The 20,011-nt window shown below is 36.8% G+C and carries 11 protein-coding genes; 5 read left to right on the forward strand and 6 right to left on the reverse strand.

The genetic code is table 11. The features are described 5' to 3' along the window. The first annotated feature begins 85 nt into the window (after window positions 1-85). Complete coding sequence (locus HYG87_RS00870; protein ID WP_249164864.1) at window positions 86-5,077, forward strand: DUF3320 domain-containing protein; 4,992 nt, start codon at window positions 86-88, stop codon at window positions 5,075-5,077. A gap of 165 nt (window positions 5,078-5,242) precedes the next feature. Then, window positions 5,243-7,336: a PAS domain S-box protein gene (locus HYG87_RS00880; RefSeq protein ID WP_211533362.1), complete on the forward strand. Its 2,094-nt coding sequence runs from the start codon at window positions 5,243-5,245 to the stop codon at window positions 7,334-7,336. 71 nt (window positions 7,337-7,407) lie between these two features. Here HYG87_RS00880 and HYG87_RS00885 read toward each other — a convergent pair whose 3' ends face one another. Beyond that, window positions 7,408-8,178: a hypothetical protein gene (locus HYG87_RS00885; RefSeq protein WP_249164865.1), complete on the reverse strand. Its 771-nt coding sequence runs from the start codon at window positions 8,176-8,178 to the stop codon at window positions 7,408-7,410. A 277-nt stretch (window positions 8,179-8,455) separates the two neighbouring features. Between HYG87_RS00885 and HYG87_RS00890 the strand changes: the two genes are divergently transcribed. Next, window positions 8,456-8,737, forward strand: a complete 282-nt coding sequence (locus tag HYG87_RS00890) for an ATP cone domain-containing protein (RefSeq protein ID WP_211533363.1) — start codon at window positions 8,456-8,458, stop codon at window positions 8,735-8,737. Window positions 8,738-8,853: 116 nt separating this feature from the next. On the opposite strand, the gene ppcA is transcribed toward HYG87_RS00890, so the two are convergent. Beyond that, window positions 8,854-10,311 (reverse strand): phosphoenolpyruvate carboxylase, encoded by a 1,458-nt coding sequence (gene ppcA, locus HYG87_RS00895; RefSeq protein ID WP_211533364.1) that lies wholly within the window; start codon window positions 10,309-10,311, stop codon window positions 8,854-8,856. Between the two features lie 429 nt (window positions 10,312-10,740). Here ppcA and HYG87_RS00900 point away from each other — a divergent pair, with 429 nt between their 5' ends. Further along, window positions 10,741-11,943, forward strand: coding sequence for a transposase family protein (locus HYG87_RS00900; RefSeq protein ID WP_211532611.1), 1,203 nt, complete (start codon window positions 10,741-10,743; stop codon window positions 11,941-11,943). Window positions 11,944-12,033: 90 nt separating this feature from the next. Here the strand turns inward: HYG87_RS00900 and HYG87_RS00905 are convergent, their stop codons facing one another. The 4 genes from HYG87_RS00905 to HYG87_RS00920 form a co-directional block, all read right to left on the reverse strand. Further along, window positions 12,034-12,834, reverse strand: coding sequence for an ATP-binding protein (locus tag HYG87_RS00905; RefSeq protein ID WP_211533365.1), 801 nt, complete (start codon window positions 12,832-12,834; stop codon window positions 12,034-12,036). A gap of 239 nt (window positions 12,835-13,073) precedes the next feature. Next, on the reverse strand, window positions 13,074-16,082 hold the full coding sequence (locus HYG87_RS00910; RefSeq protein WP_211533366.1) for a PAS domain S-box protein: 3,009 nt from the start codon (window positions 16,080-16,082) through the stop codon (window positions 13,074-13,076). A gap of 192 nt (window positions 16,083-16,274) precedes the next feature. After that, window positions 16,275-17,336: a TIGR00341 family protein gene (locus tag HYG87_RS00915; protein WP_211533367.1), complete on the reverse strand. Its 1,062-nt coding sequence runs from the start codon at window positions 17,334-17,336 to the stop codon at window positions 16,275-16,277. Window positions 17,337-17,418: 82 nt separating this feature from the next. Continuing rightward, window positions 17,419-18,393 carry an ARPP-1 family domain-containing protein gene (locus HYG87_RS00920; protein ID WP_211533368.1) on the reverse strand — a complete coding sequence of 325 codons (975 nt, stop codon included), beginning with the start codon at window positions 18,391-18,393 and terminating at the stop codon, window positions 17,419-17,421. A 730-nt stretch (window positions 18,394-19,123) separates the two neighbouring features. Here HYG87_RS00920 and HYG87_RS00925 point away from each other — a divergent pair. Then, window positions 19,124-20,002, forward strand: a complete 879-nt coding sequence (locus HYG87_RS00925) for a type II CAAX endopeptidase family protein (RefSeq protein WP_211533369.1) — start codon at window positions 19,124-19,126, stop codon at window positions 20,000-20,002. Window positions 20,003-20,011 lie beyond the last annotated feature (9 nt).

Raw genomic sequence — 20,011 nt, forward strand, 5'->3', positions numbered from 1 at the left:
AATATCACAAACAATGTACCTTGCCCGGGCCTGGTAATTAAATAAAATTGAATAATTTTTAAAAATTAATATGAGGGAACTTAAGATGGGGAATAAAAACACAGCCGCTATTCAAAAAGAATTTAAAAGTCTAAGGAGGAAACTCCTGGATTTAAGTATGCGTAACCAGCTTTTAAAATTTCGCCCACGTTCCCGTACTATTGAGGTAGTAGAAGGTGACCTCAACCATATCTATGATTTTCTACTTTTAAAAGAAAAGAAAATGCAATTTTTACCTCGTAAAGAAGCAATAGAAGAAGAGAAGGAAGATGAAGTTGAAATAGAAAATAAGAGTTCTGATTTATGGGAACTACCTCCTGTTGAAGTGGAAATCACAGAAGAAAATAAGTCCCGATTTTTAGAAACTGATTTAACCCCTTCTGAACTACAAAGAAGACTTTTTTATATTAATCAAAGGGCCCGGACCATGCTTCAGGAGCAGGGATATAATATTCTCTATTTAGGGCTGGGTTTTTTAGAATGGACTGAACCACATGAACCAGATGTGCGCAAGGCCCCTCTGATATTAATCCCCGTAATCCTGGAAAGAAGAAAGGTAGGCAAATCCTTTTCCATACACTGGGATGGTAATGATATACTAACCAATATATCCCTCCAGGCCAAGTTAAAGGAAATGGACCTGGATTTACCGGAATTTAAAATGCCTCTTACCCCGGAGGGTGTGGAAAAATACTTAAAAAAAGTAAAAAAATCCATAAAAACCATGAAAGACTGGCAGGTCCTGGAAGAAATCCAGTTAGGATTTTTTTCATTTACAAAATTTGTAATGTACCGGGACCTGGACCCGGCCTCCTATAAAGAAGGGGTGGATATCACTGAAAAACCATTAATAGAGGCCTTGTTCAATCCAGACCCCCATAAAAGAAAATCAACTTTCCAGGAAAGTGAAGTGGATAGTAAACTTCAGTATGAGAACGTCTACCACGTTATGGATGCTGATTCTTCCCAGATTGCAGTTATTGAAGATGTAAAATCCGGAAATAACCTGGTGGTGGAAGGACCTCCAGGTACAGGTAAGTCCCAGACCATAGTAAATCTCATAGCTGAACTTATGGCCCATGGAAAAACAGTACTGTTTGTCAGTGAAAAAATGGCGGCACTGGAAGTGGTTAAAAACCGGCTGGATGGTATCGGCCTGGGTAAATTCTGTCTGGAACTCCACTCCCATAAAACCCGTAAAAAAGACGTATTACAGGAATTGGAATCATCTTTAAATGAATCATCCCCAGAAGAACTGGATATTGAACGACAGTTAAACCGGCTAGAAACCCTGCGGCGACAGTTAAATGATTATAACCAGGGATTGCACCAGCCGCTCTACCAGATAAGATTATCTCCTTTCCAGTTATTTGGGATGAAGGAAAATGCTGAAAAACACTTTAAAAATCTACCCCCGGTAAGAATCCCTTCTCCAGAGACTATAACCCCGGAAGAATGGGAAGAATCAATTATTGAACTGGAAAACCTGGCTAAATTAGCCCAGTTATTACCTCCTCTTTCAGATAATACCTGGTCTGGTACCGACCCGGGGATGATTTTACCTCCTGATGCTCAGGGTATAGAATTACTTATTCAGGAAACCCGGGATCTTTTAGAATCCTTACGTAAAAAGGTACGAGCCATGGAGGACTGCTATGGGATTAAACCATCTAAGAATTTTAATGAATTTGAAAAATCCATTCAAGCCGCTGATGTGCTGGCACAGTCCCGACCAGTTGACCTGGCAGTTTTAAATTCAACAGTATGGGATGAACATGAAAATGATGCTTTCCTGCTTTTGGATAAACTTAAAAAACTGCACAGCACCCGTAATATTCTGGATAAATTTCATGACTCCGCCCGGGAAAAAGACCTGGACCGTCTCCTGCAGGAGTACCTGGAACAATCTTCCAGTAAAATTAAATTCTTAAGTGGTAAATACCGTAAAATAAAAAATGAAATAGACTCCCTTTACCTTAAAACACCCCCCACTAATGATTATGAGATAATACAGGATTTAGAATCTTTAAAAGATTACCTTAATTTGTACAATGAACTCCTAAGCCATGAAGTGAAGGCCCGTAAATTCTTTGGCTCTATGTGGAACCTGGAAAACGCTTCTTTGACTGATCTTAATGCCACCGCCCGCTGGATAGTGCTCTTGCGAAAACTGGTCCAGGATAAAATTATCACCGATAAAACTATTGAACTGGCAGCCCAGGGAATAGAAAAAAGCAAAGTACTCTCCCATAAAAAAGAGGTTTTAATAGATGCTGATCGCTTCAGTATCAGGTTAGATAAACTAAAAAATCGTCTTAACACCCACAGTCATGTCATATTTAATAAAGAAGGAGAATATGTTACTTATAATCAGTGGAAATCTAAATTAAAGGACTGGCAGGAAAACTTAAGTATTTTACCCTTATGGTCCCAGTACCTGGAAAAGAAAAGATTGTGTATGAAAACCCGGGCGGCGGCCTTCATACCCTCTGTGGAATCAGGTCAAATAAAACTGGAAGATGTGGAAAGTGCCATGGAGGGTAACCTCGCTGATAGTTTACTGGCTATGGCCTTTAAAGAGTTATCCATACTCTATACTTTTATTGGAGATTTGCACCAGGGAAGAATTAAGGAGTTCCAAAAACTGGACTCCCGTATTATTGAATTAAATCGTAAACGATTATTCCATAAATTGAACCAGGAAATGCCCCTGGTATTTGGAGGTGCTGCACCTAATTCCCAGGCCAGTATCTTGAGTGGGGAGCTCACCCGTAAAAGAGGACACCTGCCTTTAAGAAAATTATTAAGCAAGGCGGGTGGACTCATAAAACAAATCAAGCCATGTTTTATGATGAGTCCCTTATCCATTGCCCAGTACCTGGATCCCACCACTTCCCGGATGCAGTTTGATGTGGTTATCTTTGATGAGGCCTCCCAGGTGAAACCAGAAGATGCCCTGGGAGCTTTCTTAAGGGCTAAAACTGCAGTGGTAATGGGTGATACCAACCAGTTACCCCCCACATCTTTTTTTGATCAAATGATATCTTCAGAAGAAGAAACAGAGCAAATAGCTACTGCAGCTGATATGGAAAGTATTCTACATTTATGTAAGCGCAGTTTCCAGGTTAAAATGCTCCGCTGGCACTACCGCAGTCGGCACGAATCACTAATAGCAGTTTCCAATAAGGAATTCTATGACAACCACCTCCTGGTATATCCTTCACCCTGCCATGAAAGTCAAGAACTGGGATTAAAACATGAGTATCATCCAGAAACAGTATATGAACGAGGAAAAAGTAGATCTAATCCTTTAGAAGCTAAAGAAGTGGTTAACATGATTTTTAACCACTTCCAGGAATATGGTGATACCCGGAGTTTGGGGGTGGGCACCTTCTCGGTGGCACAGATGAATGCCATTTTAGAAGAACTGGAATTAAAACGTAAAGAAAACCCTGCCATGGAAAAGTACTTCCAGGAAAAAAATAAGGAGCATTTCTTTGTTAAAAATCTGGAAACCATCCAGGGAGATGAAAGGGACGTAATATTAATCTCCATTGGTTATGGTTTTGATGAAAATCATAAAATATCCCTTAATTTCGGACCTCTGAATCAGGAAGGTGGTGAAAGGCGTTTAAATGTGCTTATTACCCGGGCCCGTGAAAAATGTGTGGTCTTCTCTAATTTCCAGTCCATGGATCTCCATGTAAATTCCGGCACTCCTTTTGGGGTTCGTGCCCTTAAAAACTTCCTTCAGTACGCTGAAACCGGAACTATGGAAAGAGAATCAGGAAAAGATGAATACCAGAGTACCTTTGAAAACTCTCTCTACCAATTTTTAGTGGATAATGAATTGGATGTAGAGCGTAATGTGGGTTGTGCTGGATTCCGGGTGGATCTGGCTATCCTGGATGAGCAAAATCCTGGTAGATATCTCCTGGGAATTGAATGTGATGGGGCCATGTACCATAGCTCCCCGGTTGCACGGGACCGGGACCGGCTCAGGGAACAGATTCTGGAGGGACTGGGATGGAAGATAATTCATGTGTGGTCCACTGACTGGTACCGTAACCGGGAAGAGACCCAGAAAAAAATTCTTGTGGCCATAGAGAAGATTAGAAATGATTTAATTAAGGAGGAAGTGCCGGATATCTGGGAGGATGTTCTGGGTGAAGGGGAGAAAATAGAAGGAAATGGGGGAGAGTCATTAGATTCAGATTCAAATGGAGGGGAAGTATCAGTTAATGTGAACCAGCCTACGAAGGTAGATTATATGGCTGAGGATATAAGTACCCCTCAAGATGAGGATTTAAATGATAAAGAACCGGTTACTGGTTTTAATCCTGATGCAGGTAATGATACTGGTGATAGTTTTGATAAAGAACCAGGTACCGGTATTAGTTCTGATTTAGATGATGATTCTACTTTTAATCCTAATGTAGATAAAGATCCTGTTTTTACCCCAAGAATAGATGAAGTACCCGAGGATGCTCCTCCCCGGCTGGAGGATAAACTGATACCCTACCAGACCTATGATACTATTAGTCTTAATAGTGGAGATGATCTGTACAAGTCTTCCATACCCACCATATCTTCGGTGGTGAGTGAGATTGTATCCACAGAAGGACCTATACATTCAGAAGAGGTAATTAGAAGAATCAGAGAAAGTTGCGGACTAAGAAGAGCCGGTAGTAAGGTGCGAAATATCATTTCCAGTGGAATGGAAATGGCAGAAAACAATGGTAACATCCGCCGAAGTGGTGATTTCCTTCTTTTAAATGATACTTCCCGGATAGATGTGCGCCAAAGGAAATATAAAGTAGATATTACCTATATATCTGCTGAAGAGATAAGAGAAGCACTGAAAATGGTCTTAGAATTTGAAAAAGAAATTAATAAAAGGGAACTAATTATTAAAACCTCCCGGTTATTTGGGTTTAAAACCACCAGTAAAAAAACCTTTGACCGTATAGAGAATGTTCTGGAAGATATGTTAAATAAAGGAGAATTAAAGAATAATGATGGTTTAATCTCCTTTTAGATACTATTATTGGTATTAAGGAGCTAATTTAATCTCCTTTTAACTAATTTATCTTTGGATTATATAGATAAATGAATATCCTTAGATATTTTGTATTAGCGGTAAGTATTAGATACTATTGGGATTAACTTTTTAAATAACAAAAACAATAACTATTAGAGACTTATGTTCAATGAATACTCTCTTATTTCACTCTTAGCAGCCCTCACCTCTTTTTTTATTGGGAATTTCATTTATTTTCGTAACCCAGAAAACTCTCTTAATCGGGTAATAGCAATTTTTAGTGTTATGGTTTCATTTATGGCCATAACTGAATTTGCCTACCGACTGGTAGAAAATCCAGAGTCTGCCTTATTCTGGTTAAAGGTGAGTACATTATGGCCCCTGATACCTGCTATTATGCTGCAGATTGCACTCATATTTACCAACAGAGGACATATCTTAAAAAATAAATTTGCCTACCCTTTAATCTATGGACCTGCCCTTATATTCATATTATTTGGTTTTACCACCGATCTTTTAATTGGACCCCCTATACTAGAATACTGGGGTTGGACTTACTCCATACCAGAAAACCCCATCATATATTATTTATTTTCAGCCTGGACCGTAATAATATCTTTAAGTGCATCTATTCTGGTTTTTTCGTATTACTTTAAAGCCGAAGGTATGGATAAAAAACAGGCACTCTACCTGGCTTTAGGCTTATTTACCCCTCTGATATTAAGTTTAATCACTGATTTTATTTTCATTGAACTATCCATCCCCATCCCGGAGTTTACCCAGACCATGCTCACCCTGGGTCTAATATTCATTGTCTATGGTATCTGGAGGTATAATTTTCCTTTACTCACCCCCACTCTGGCGGCAGAGAAAATAATTTCCACCATGCCTAATTTCCTGCTACTACTAGACCGCAAAGGGCGCATATCCAAGATAAATAAGAGTATAATCTCCCAGCTGGGTTACAGTGAAAAGGAACTTCTAAAAGAAAGTATTTATGATATTTTTACCCTGGAAAATAAACCACAGCTGGAAAAGGCCATCAAAAATGGAGAGAGCTTCAATGGAGAATGCACTATTATATCAAATTCAGGTAAGGCCGTGGAGGTATTAATTAATCTGGCCCCTATTTACAGTATCATAAAAGAACCTACCGGTTTTGTAATTATTGGTACGGATATCACCCAGCGTAAAAAAGCCTTACAAGAAATTTTGGAAAGTGAATTAAAATTTAGAAGTGTAATAGAACAAACTTCTGATGGGGTGGCCCTGGCTAATCATAGGGGAGAGATTATCTACTGGAACCGTGCCCTGGAGAACATCACCGGATACAGTAAAGAAAAAGTAACAGACCGTTATCTTTATGAAATATTGTATAAAATGATGACTCCCGAAAATAAAGAACTGATAAGTGAAGAAAAAATCCAGAAGATCTTTAAAAAGGCCTTTGCATCATCGAAAATCCCCAATAAATTACATGTGGAAGAAAAGGTGATAATGCGTGCTGATGGTGACTTCAGGGATACTCAGGTAACTAATTTCTTTTTAGAAAAAACGAATCCTTCCCTTTTTTGTACTGTAGTCCGGGATATAAGTGATAAGAAAAAAGCAGAAAACATTCTTAAAAATTCCCTTAAGGAAAAAGAGGTTATGCTTCGAGAAATCCATCACCGGGTGAAAAATAACCTGCAAATTATTTCCAGCCTGCTGAATTTACAAACAAATTATGTAAAAGATGAAGAGGCACGAGATTTATTTAAAGAAAGTCAAAACCGGGTTAAATCCATGTCCATGATTCATGAGAGTTTATATCAGTCCCGGGACCTGGCCCAGGTAGATTTTTCTATTTATATCTCCCGGCTTTCCTCCGAATTATTCTCCTCCTATGGAGTAAATTTTAATCAGATTCGATTGGAAACCAGTGTGGAAAAAATCAATCTGGATATTAATACCGCCATACCCTGCGGATTAATCATCAATGAACTGCTTTCAAATGCCATTAAATATGCCTTCCCCCACCAGGAGGGGATAATAAAAATTAATTTCCTCCAAAAAGAAGATTTATATGTACTGGAAGTATCAGATAATGGGGTGGGATTACCAGATGATATTGATTTTACCGGGACAAACACCCTGGGTTTAAGGCTGGTTAGTTCCCTGGTGGATCAGCTGGATGGTACTATTCATCTGGATAAAACAAAAGGCACCAGCTTTATTATGGAGTTTCCTGAATTAGAATATGAACCCCGTTTATAATAGTTATTTTTAAGCCTTATCTAAAAAAAAAATAAATTAAAATTATTTTTAAGTGAGGGAAATGGGATAAATTATTTTTCACTTTCCTCTAATTTACAGCTTTTTTCATTATCAGGGAGGCTTTTTTCATTATTAGCTTCATCTTCTTTTTTTAATCCCTCAAAATGAGCAATTCCATCCACCCACTCCACACATTTACCCTTTTTTTCCGCTCTTTTTATGAGCACTACCCCCAGTAATGCCCCGGCAATACCACCTATTAGATCTGTAAATAGATCATACATGGTGTCGCTGAGGGCGTCCATGGTAGGTGATCCTTGAGTTAATCCGGTGGGGAATACATGGGAGATATGCAGATAGAGGAAGTTATCATAGAAGTACTCCACCAGTTCCAAAAGGGCCCCTATCCCCAGGGTGACCATGACTATTAAAAAGGCCATAATCCAGTAATTGGTCCTTAATCGGCCATATAAGTAGGCAGTGTACATGAACATCATACCACTTAAAGCTACAATCATGGGGATGGTAAAATGCATGAATTTATCATAGTTATCAATTCTACCATACAATCCAAAGGTGTTTCCCAGGATGTACTCTAAAATCACCACCACCAGAAAGAGTATCTCCACTTCCACCGGAATAATCTGCAGGTGCTTACGGTTAAATAGAGTGGGAAGATAAATCACCCCTAATGCTAAAAGGGTCATCAAACCAAATACCTTGGTACCTCCACTACCAAATATAATGATACTGCTCCCTAAGAGTAGAAGTGATATACGCATAATTATGAGAAGTTTCTTTTTCCAGGGACTAATTTTAACATTAGGATTGGTAAAACTCATTTTTTTCACCTGAATTTTATAATACAAACCAGTTTCTAAAAATAGATTATTTTGTAATTAATCGGAATGATATTTAATATTTTATCCAAATATCAGCATTTATAATTCTTTATATTAAGTTATCTTTTGAAATCTTAAATGATTTAGCTAATTTATGGTAATTATAAACATTATTTATAAATTTAAAGCATATAAATTACAGGGGGAAGTAATAATTTCTACTAAAAAATAAATTTTAATCCTATAAAGTTTATATTAAATAGCACAAGGTGATTAAATGGTGAAAGTAATTAAAAAAAGAGGTTCAGTGGAAGGATTTAAACCATCTAAAATAAAAAAGTCACTGGAAAAAGCAGCTATTGATGCTGGTTACAGTGTTAATGAAAAAAAAGAAATACTCGATTCGGTATATGCTACTATAAATAAAAAATTAGATGAAAAAGATGAAGTTAAAACAGATACCATCAGAGCCTGCCTTTTAAATGAACTGGATAAATGTGAACCCTATATCGCCCGTTCCTGGAGGAGTTTTGATAAGCGATATAAATCCCCGCTTTAACCTGAATTTTTCATCCCCTTAATACCTTGAGATTTAATATAGGGCTTTTATATTATTTCTTTATAATTCCCCCCTTATGATTAGAGGAAGATTTATTTCTATCTTTTCTGGCTTAATTAACCCAGGAACTTCCTCAAATTGGCCCCTCTTAAGATCTTCTCTCCCATTCCTTCAGTTTGATTGGTGGATAGGGATTTATTAATATCCCTGGTTAATTCCAGGTGGGAGTGATCCTGATCGATTTCAGGGTAATAAAGGTTAAGATATTCTTTTAGTTTTGGATTTAATAGTTTAGAATCCCGGTCCAGGTATTGAATTGCTTTTTTAAGGTCCAGGTCAAAGTTTTTATAAACCTCTTGAAGATAATCCCGATCAGCATCAGTTATTGCATTTAAACCCAGGACTTCGGGAGGTATTCCCAGAGAATAAAGAGCACAGGTAAAGGTTATGGCCCGGGGAAGTGAAATTTCACCAATGCTGCGGGAATAACCAAATAAACCAATATGTAATTTTCTTTTCCTGCGGCTGGGTACATACTTCGCCACCCGGTTAATAATAGGGGCCAGTTTGATTATCTGTTTTTCATATTCTGCAGCATATCTATCTATGATATCCAGTGTTTTTTCTTCATCCATTTCATGAGGGGTGGTGGTTTTCCGTTTTTTTAACTTATTTATAGCATCCACCACTTCTGCATGGGGGTGATCATATTTAAATGATGACTGTAGAGTCAGGGTATGGGCACTGGGATATTCTAATCCCACTTCTTCTACCCGGGACGGCTCCAGGTTACCTCTAAATGGAGCAGAGCCCATACCAATTATGGGATAAATATCAATGCCCAAATCTTCGGATAGTATATTAAATCGCTCCAGTGCAATCTTATTTAATAAAACAGCGCTTATTATACCGTAATTCATGGCAGGGTCAGATCTGGCTAAGAATACCCTTTGATATTCCACATTTTTATCTTCCAGATAGTTCCGGGTAATAGAATCGGCCTGGAGCATGCCAGGTTTATCCTCAAAAAGAGGTATTACATTAATGTTTTCTGGTTTGAATTCACCAATCCAGTCTTTAATAGTAATGTCTCCTTTTTTAAATGGCTGGTTTTGTTTTCCCACCACAAAATCAAGGTAGTACTGGTAAATACGGTCCAGACATTTAGTAGAAGCAGCCATAGGGAGTATCACTTCAAATACCGGAGCCCTTTCCTCCCCATAAAACAAGCGGGCAGTATCATAGGAACGGGGTATGCTTTCCAGGGTCTCCAGTAAGATTTTGGCCTCTGCTTTTTCCACGGTGGGATTGGGAACCCTTAATGTAAGAAAGAAGTCTTCCCCTAATTTATTATCTCTGAAAAATGGTTCATATTTGGTTAATAATTTTTTAACCACGTAATTATCCACTTCTTTTCCTTCACAGTCCCACATTTGTTCATCACAGCCTAAGTGGGAAAAAACGTAGTAGGCTTCAGCTATTTCATCTTCACCACTAATTTCATTACCCTCAGCAAAAAAGGGAGGGTTGACATTATCCGGGTGCTGGGTACTCATACATTTTGGGATTTTCATTTTTTTCACCAGATAGTAGGGAATATCCTGTCTGGATAATTCTATCTCGCCATAGTTTAATTATTTTTTAATACCACAGAGGTTCTTAATTTAAAGTAAATCTCACTTTTTTTATATTCACTTACTATTTATAATGATTAATAATGATTAGTTTTTGCTGCTACTTAAATCTTACCCGGGAGATAAAATTAAATTTGAATTAATTAATCTGTAAATTAAGAATAAACTAATATTAACCATTAATAAGATTATTTAAGATTTAAAAGAAATATTACAATTTAAGACTTGCTAAAAAGAGACTGTAAAGTTTATGGGTGTTGAGGGTTTGCGGAAAAAAATTTCAAAATCTTATTTTCTAGATCCTCTGACCCCATAATTCAAAATTAAAGAGGTTAAATATAAGTATTAAGTGAGAGTAGATATATTATCATGCGAAATCAAATATTAACTACTCTCAATTGTAATATTGACTCCATACAACTTAAACTTTCCGATTTTTTCACAGGAAAAAATGATTTTGAAACAATTCTCAATGATAGATTAAAACCGGTTAAAAACACTCAAAATATTAATCAGAAACTTTATCTCCATGAAAATAATCATTTCGAATATATTAACCTACTTTGCCCATATTGTGGTTCAAAAAATGTTATTAAACAAGAATATCGTCAAAGAAAACTGTTAATTGACGATAAAGAACCTTTAAATGTTTATTTAAGAAGATATCTGTGTAAAACTTGTGGGCGAAAATTCACCACAAACATTAAATCGATTATAAAACCTTATAAACGATATATTAACTTATTTAAAGATAAATTAGAATGTTTTTTGGAGACAGGTTACCGTTCGCTTCGAAAAACTCAGAAAGATCTGCAGAACTTCCTGGAAAATTCACCATCACACCAAACCATCAGAAATTGGCTTACCATAAACAATAAAAACATGATCAAAAACACTGAACGCTTTTATTCAGGATATTACACTTATGATGAGCAATTTTTACGAATTAATGGCCATAGAATGTACAGATTAACATTATACGATCAAATACGCAACATTCCAATAGCCGAACAAATAGTCCCTAAAAGAACACCACAAGCCATTACACAGTTTATAGAAGAATCAACTATTAATCAACCATTAATATCAGTCACCACCGACCATATGCCACTTTATAAAAATATAATGGATTATATTGGTGTTAAACACCAATTATGCGTATTTCACTTGTTTAAAATGATTGGTGACAAATTATACAAAAAATTACGCAGTAAAAAAGTCACAGAACGTGAAAAAATCAGTTTATGCCTATATTTCACCGATATCAAAAACATATTCCGCACATACAACTCAAAAACCAGTCAAAAAAGACTAGAAAAACTATTAAACGATTTCAATAGAATTCCACGTTTATTACAGCGTTTTATTAAACAAAAAATCATTCCAGACTATAAAAGACTCACCACGTTCATGGAAAACAATAAAATACCACGAACATCTAATACTGTGGAAAATTACTACAGACAAACAGAACCAGAACAAATAAAAAAGAAATACAAAACCAAAAAAGGAATACTCACTTATCTACACTACAAAATGAAAAATTGGACAAAAAAGCACATAAAAAAATAACAACACCCACAAACTTTACAAACCCGCTAAAAAAAATTATTTTAATAGGGGGAACTGGACTTACCTTGAGGGAAAAAAGGAAATTTTAAATTAAATTATCTCCCCACTTATAGAAATGGTGTAGTCCTTGATAATTATATTTTTTCCTGCTTTTTCCAGGGCCCGCTGCACAATTACCCCTATCCCGGAACAACAGGGCACCTCCATATGTACCACCGAGATGGAATTAATGTCCTGAGTGGCAAATATTTGAGATAGTTTATCCACGTACTGGTCTATGGTCTTATCAAGTTTAGGGCAGAGGATAATCAGAACCTTATCCTTTAAGAATCTTTCATGGAAGTTTGGATAACTAAAGGGCACACAATCAGCAGTAATAAGTAGATCTGCATTTTTAAGATAAGATGCCTGGGGGTTTAATAACTGTAACTGTATGGGCCAGTTACGAAGTTGTGCCTGAAAAATACCCACCTCTTTATCCTCCCCGGGTTGAATTTCCTGGGCCAGGGAGCTGGGACAGCCACACTCCATGGTTTCATAATCAGGTATTTCTATTTCGTTTTCTTTTAAATAGTCCCGGGCCTGATTTAGATATTCTGTTTCCCCGTGCTCATGTAAATGTTGTAAATGGGCTTTTATAAGGTTGGATCCTCCTTTAACAATATTTTCCATCACCTTATATTCATCATAGGGTTCTGCTTCCCTTTTTATAACCTCAATGGCTCCTTGAGGACAAGTTCCAATACACGCCCCTAATCCATCGCAGAATAAATCACTTACCAGCCGGGCTTTACCATCAATAACCTGCAAGGCCCCCTCAGGACATCCCGGTATACAGCTACCACAACCATCACATTTTTCTTCATCAATCTGGATGATTTCTCTTTCCATGGTTACCACTCCCTGTAGTATAAGTATTGAAATTGAAACCGTTTTTAATATATAATTATGTGCTTTTCAGGTAAATCTATTTTATTCTCCTAAAGAATAAGGCAACTTCAAAAATAGATGGTAAGAAGAAATAATAATTCGCCGGTTTTAATAGGTAATTTAATCCGGTTATTATAAAATTAATTCGCCAGATTTTAATAGGAAATTAATCCGGTTATTATAAATGTAGAGGAAAATAATTACAGCCGGTTTTTATAGGATAGTTCCTTGAAGTTGATAGTATAAACTGTTCCAGAAGTCTCTTCCAGTTCCAGAGTTCCTTCAATTTGTTTTACCAGGCTTATCACAATTTGCAGTCCCAGGGTCTCCACCCGATCCAGATTAAATCCAGGTGGCAGACCAATACCATCATCACCAATCACCAGCTGATACTCACCAGATGGTAGTGATTTAAATTTAATGGTTATAGTTCCTTTATTGCCATCAGGAAAAGCATATTTCAGGGAATTGGTTATCAGTTCATTTAAAAGGAGTCCGCAGGGTATGGCAGTATCCAGATCCAGGGATATGTTATCAATATCCAGATTCAGTTGTACTATACCGGGATGGGTGGTATAATTGTAAAAAAGGGCCTCGGTTAAACTTTTCACATAATCATAAAAGTTTATCCTGGATATATTAGGTGATTTGTAAAGTTTTTCATGTATAAGGGCCATGCTACGTACTCTGTCCTGGCTTACCCGGCAAAACTCCTGGGCTTCTTCCTCCTGGGTTTCTGCTGACTGTAGATTAAGTAAACTGGCAATAATCTGCAGATTATTTTTTACCCGGTGGTGGATTTCCCTTAAAAGCAGTTCTTTGTCCTTAATAGAATTTAGAAGATCATCTTTAAATCTCATCCTTTGAATGGCCAGGGCATAAAATTCAGCTAACCTTTTCAGGGCTTCCAGATCATTGTCATCATAATCATGGCGGGAATTGGCCAGTGCAATCTGTCCCAATAATTCTTTTTCAGCCATAACAGGAACGGAAATAAAGTTAGTAACTTTAATATGGCCTGAAGGTGTCCCTCGGGAAGTTTTATGGGTTTCTGGTTGGTTAGTATATATACCCTTACCCGTATTCAGGCTATGGCCCCATAAAGCAGGATAATTGCCATTTTTAGAAGGAGGAAATCGAATTTTATCATCTAAATCCACCATTTCACACCCCACCATCATACTGCTATGGGTTAAAACTACCATGTCCTGATTTTCAGGGTCCACCATACCCACATAACCATTCTCACTGTGGGTGAGTTTTAAAGATTCCTGGAGTATGATATCTGCCACATCCTCCATGGAAGAACTATCAGAAATAAGGGGAGCATATATTCGGGAGAGTGACTGGTTAATTTCCAGTTCCCTTTTTAAATCCTCCAGATATATTTTTTCCCGACTGATATCCTGGGCAGCACCATAGATACGCCAATTTCCATTTTCTTCCACACACTCTATATGGTTTCTAAGCCAGATTATCTGCCCCTGGCTGGAGATAATCCGGAATATCTTAATATTTTTCTCACCGGGTTTTATATCCTGTAACTGTTGTTGTGCTTTGGGAGTATCATCCGGGTGCACGGTGAACATCCAGCCAAATTGATTATCCATATCTTTTTTACTAAATCCTGTTATATGGTAAAAAGAACCGGTAATCCAGTCCACCCTGTATTCTCCATCCTTCTGGATGCAGGAATAGGCAAAATCAGATATCAGTTCACCCACCATACGATGTTTGTGTTCTGATTCTTTTAAGAGATTTTCAGCCCTTTTTCTTCCAGTGATATCCATTACAATAGCCTGAAGCAAATATTCTTCACCTATTTTCAAGCGATTTAGACTAACCTCGGTAAAAAATACAGTGCCGTTTTGTTGCTGGTGTTTCCATTCAAAGTGCTGGGGTTCACCAGAGAGGGCTTTTTCCATCAATTTTTTGGCTTTCAGATCTGAAGGTGTTCCATCTTCCTGGAGTGGTGGAGAAAAATCAGCAGGGGTTTTACCCAGTATATTCTCTTCTAAAACCCCAAAAATCTCTAGAACTTTTTGATTACACTCCATAAAAAAGCCATCACGAATTAAAAAGATTCCACTTTCTGCATTATCAAAAAGAGTATGATATTTGTTTTCGCTGATTAAAAGCTCTTCTTCCACCTTTTTACGGGAACTGATATCATTGATAAAGGAATAATAATATTTCAATTCTCCCTCATGGTTGTAGGAGGGGTGGGTTAATATTTCTATGGGTACCCGGGTACCATCTTTTTTAAGATATTCTTTTTCATAGCGTACCGGAAGACCAGTTTTTTCCATTTCCTGCAGGATAATCTTTTCCTGATGACGACATTCTGGTGAGGTTAAATCTTTATCCCAGTTTAAGGACTTTATTTCATCAGGACTGTAACCAACCAGTTCATTAAAAGCAGGATTATTAAACAATATTTTTCCATCAGAAAGCCCGATAACAAATGCCTGAGAAGATTTACTCAATACTTCAGCATATAATTCTTCCCTGAGGCGGATTTTATGTTCTCTTTTTATATTATTAAGCCAGATTTCCACTTCCTTTTCTGCCAGGGGAGTATCCTGGAATTCATGGGCCGGTACATGATAGAAGTTCTTATAAATTTCACCTCCATTTATCAAATACGGATGAGTCATAATCACTCCTTTTATGATTTCCGGGTCAAATTTTTGCATATCAAACTGGCAAATGGCTAAAGATGGATATTTAGAAGTAAAGTTCTGGTTTAACTGGCTCTCATATTCCATTAATCTATCTAATCCGGATTGATCATGCAGCACCCAACTCATCTCTCCACAAATTCTTAGAGCTTTAAAGCCCTTATCCTTGGCTATCTGAGCTTCAGTTTTAATTAAATGGATCCTGGTATCAGAATTAAAATCACCATCTTTAGTGTAGGCCTCACTTTCATCCAGAATAACTAACTGTCCTGATTTTTCACAGAAATTTACTTCCACTCCCTCTTTTTTTAAATACTCCTGTAGCTTATTATCCTGGGAAGAGTCCCGGATATACACACATTTTTCACCCTTTTCCAAGCCCCACTTAATAAAAGGAATAATAGTTTCTTTCCATTCCCGGGGGTTATTATAAAGAAGAGCTATATGCTGATGTGGTTTTAGAGAGTTTAAATCATCCTCTAAAGTGCTAAAGCTTTTAATTTCTCCTAAATAGTTATCTTTTTCCAAAGAGTATCCCCCATATTATATTCATAAATATATTATTTTTTTAATATAAGTATTATAATAATTATGATGCCCCGAATTTGATCCTGTAGAGTGAATTTGTTATTAACTCCCGATTCTCAGTTTATTCTTATTTAAGATTATAATTTGTTAGAACCCTCTAAATGACTTAATTATTTTTTTATTTAGCCCATTTTAACCTAATAGTAAAAGATCCAGTGCTCCCCGGTACTGTAAAATCAATACCATGAGTAACAGTAAGAGTGCAGTCCACAAAATCAGGGATAGTCTTATCATTTTCCGGGATTTACTTATCTGCTCGGGATAGATGGCTTTTATACCCTGTATCTTAAAGGTTAAAACTCCGGCCAGATTTACACAAACCAGGTTAATAAAGAATAGTAGAAAAGCACCCGAAGCCAGGGCATATTCTCCAGAACCAAATAGTAAACCAGAGGTTACCAGTGGTGGTAAAAGAGCCACCGCCACCATGACTCCGATTAGAGTGGTGCTAAATCCCACTGTAAAGGCCAGAGCACCGGCAATACCTGAGGCAAAAGCCAGGGTTATACTCCCCAGATTGGTACGGGCCCGTAATAATATTTCTGGAACTGAAGGGTCCACGCTAAATAACATTCCCAGAAGCAGGGATAAACTAAAGGCAATTACAACACCCACATAGTTACTTTTAATGGAATCTTTAGCTAACTGCACATCCCCCAGATTGGTGGCCAGAGACAGGGCCATGTTAGGCCCTAAAAAAGGGGCAATTACCATGGCCCCGATTATCACCGCTACATTGTTATTCAAAACGCCGATGGCAGATACAATAGCCGATAGGATAACCATGGTGATGTAAATAGGGGATAATTTAGAAATATCTGACAAACTGGCATATAATTCATGGCGACTTAAGCGGTTAATCAATTCCTGGGGATCCAGACGGTCTTTCAAATCATCCAGGGTGGTATCGGTAACTTCATCCTCTTTTTTATTAAAAATAGGTTCTGGAACTGGTACTGATGCTTCAATAGGTAAAAGGTTTATTCTAAAACCCTCTAAATAAGAGAAACGTTTTTGCAAAGTATTTATTAATGATTCAGTTTTGGCCCGGCGTATAATCACATGATAAATAATCTCATTTTCCCGGGAACTGACTTGCCAGGAGTTTAGTACATCATATCTATGGATGATACTCTTTAGTTCATCTAACTCCTTTTTCTCAGGTAGTATGATTATAATTAAGCGATAAGCCATAAAATCACTAATATATTATGTTAATTTAATAATTAATTTTTTGCTATAACCTCCCGGGGTGAATTTTAAGTATAATTATTAACTACCTCCTGGCCCTGAATCTGCGCCTTTTAGAAAAACTCTCCATATATTCTACGGTCCTTTCTTTTTTGAAAAAAGCAGTATGTATAATCTTATCATTATGGATTAAGGCAGATCCAATAGTGTTTTTACTCTGGAATCTATGATCCTTTCCATAGCCCACGGATTCGTGCACCTCTTCACTGGATTTTAGTAGATCATCTAAGAATTCAGTGAAAAGAGATTCTTCCGGTTTTATGGAATTATCTTTCTTTAAAGCTGCTTCCAGAGCATAACTTTTCACCAGCTTAGGGTGAAGTAGATTATAGGCCGCCCGGGATGATATGATATCCAGGCCCACCACTTCCCCATTTATCATCACCAGTATTCCGTTTTGATTATCTAAACTGGAAAAAGCTTCCAGGTATTTATTCAAATCTTCTTTTTGGGATAGGTAAACATCACCCAGAGCACGGGTGGGGGATTCTACCTGGGCATCCCGGGAAATTTCTTCAATATCACTCCAGAGAGCTGTCTGATTGGAAAGGTACTCTCCACATGAGTTAAGGGATAAGGATACTGATGCTGATTTTCTACGCCGAATCTTGCTGGCTGCTACATGCCCTGAATCAGAAAACTGATTGCTGTTGTAACTCCATCTACCCTGCTCGGTACAGCTTACCGGTATAATGGTTTCAGATTTTTCTTGTAGGAGTATGGATGTATTTAAAACCCGGTTTTGCTTAGCACCCCAGACTTCCTCCCCATCCACTAAAAGAACCGGAATATCCCCCTTATTATGAACTTTTAATTCCGGGACAGATCCCTGCTGGCTTATTTCACTAATATGTAAAGAATTTGATTCCAGAGCTTCTTGCAGGGTTATGTAAGTAGAATCTTCTATTTTCCCCACTAAAGGCAGAACTGCCATATTGGCATGGGACTGAATTTTACCCATTTTCAGAGTGGAGAAATATTCCGATAATACTTCATTCATTTTAAGTTACACCTCATTTTAATTATTTTCATACAATTTTAAGTGATTAGTATAAAATTACAGACTATGATAGACAATTATTTAAAATTTAATAATTGTAATAATGAATACTATTATTTTAATAAATAGTATACAACTTATATTATTGCTCCGGATAATGTTGAACTAATATATTATATTTAATTAATAGTATATAAAATTATATATTAAATATATAATAATTAAATATTATATGTAAAATTTTTTATTTTAATTACTAATCCAGATAATAATTCAAATAATATTTTTTTTAGTAACTTAATCTCACTAATCCTAAAATCATAAGTTTGATGGTATAAAGAGTATTAAACACATAAACACTTCATGAAAAATAGATATTTTTATTGAAAATTTGCTGATTTTAAAAAATGAAGAAATCACTGAAAATGAATTAACTGGTCTATATGTACCCTGTGATTTAGGCCTATTTTGGAAATTTTTTCTAATGATGAGTAATTTATCCTCACAACCGCTAGATTTTCATCAGTAAATAATACCCTGAAGAATGTTTTTATTATATTTTAAAAAGATATTGCATCCGGTGAAAGTTAAAAAAAATAATGCATATTCAAATCAAATAAAGCCCATAAAAAAATAATTTATAAATCTAGATTTTTCTTTAGGTGAAATCGGAATTTATCACCATACAAAATATAAGAATAATTATATAAATTTAAATTAAATACTATTCATGAATTCAAATACCACCCAACCCCCTGAACCTGTGCAGGTATCTGAAAAAAGGAACTTATATTTATTTTTTATAATAACCTTTCTATTTTCCTGGTTTTTCTGGATACCCCCCATATTAATTGGTCAGGGAATACCATTCCCCTCCATTTTAGCTGACTTTTTCCTGGGACCCTTTAATTTAGGTGCCTGGGGTCCCTTTGTCGCCGCATTTTTATTAACCTACTACAATAAAGGTAAAAATGGTGTTATTCAATTATTAAAAAGAGGAGTAGACTATAAATTTCATAAAATATGGTATTTACCAATCTTATTACTGATGCCCTTTATTACCGGAGCCGCACTACTTATTGCCTCAGTTCTGGGAGATCCCCTGCCTAATTTAAGTATTTTCTATGAACCCTGGTTAATATTATTCTGGTTTTTTTATCTCTTGCTCCTGGGAGGTCCCCTGCAGGAAGAATTTGGATGGAGAGGCTATGCCCTGGACCGCTTGCAATCAAGCCGCAGTGCACTAACATCCAGTATCATCCTGGGTGTAGTATGGGCGGTGTGGCACTTCCCCTTAAACTTCGGCACAGGAGCGGCCGGACCACAATATGGCATGGCCCTATCTCTATTTATAGGGGCTCTTATAACCATGAGCTTAATGTCCATCTTATTTACCTGGATATACAATAATACCGGTAGAAGTATCCTGGCTGTTTTACTATTCCATGCTTCTTTGAATTTATCCACCTTCATCCTGTTCCCGGTTTTTGAAGTACAAAGCGCCCTATTATTTTATTTGATATTGATGTTAGTTACCGTGGTGATGGTTCTAATAATCTGGGGTAGGAAAACTTTGATGAAGGATAAAAAATTTAGGGTAAAGGAATAATTACCTTAG

The organism is Methanobacterium alkalithermotolerans (assembly GCF_018141185.1).
GTDB classification, from domain to species: domain Archaea; phylum Methanobacteriota; class Methanobacteria; order Methanobacteriales; family Methanobacteriaceae; genus Methanobacterium_F; species Methanobacterium_F alkalithermotolerans.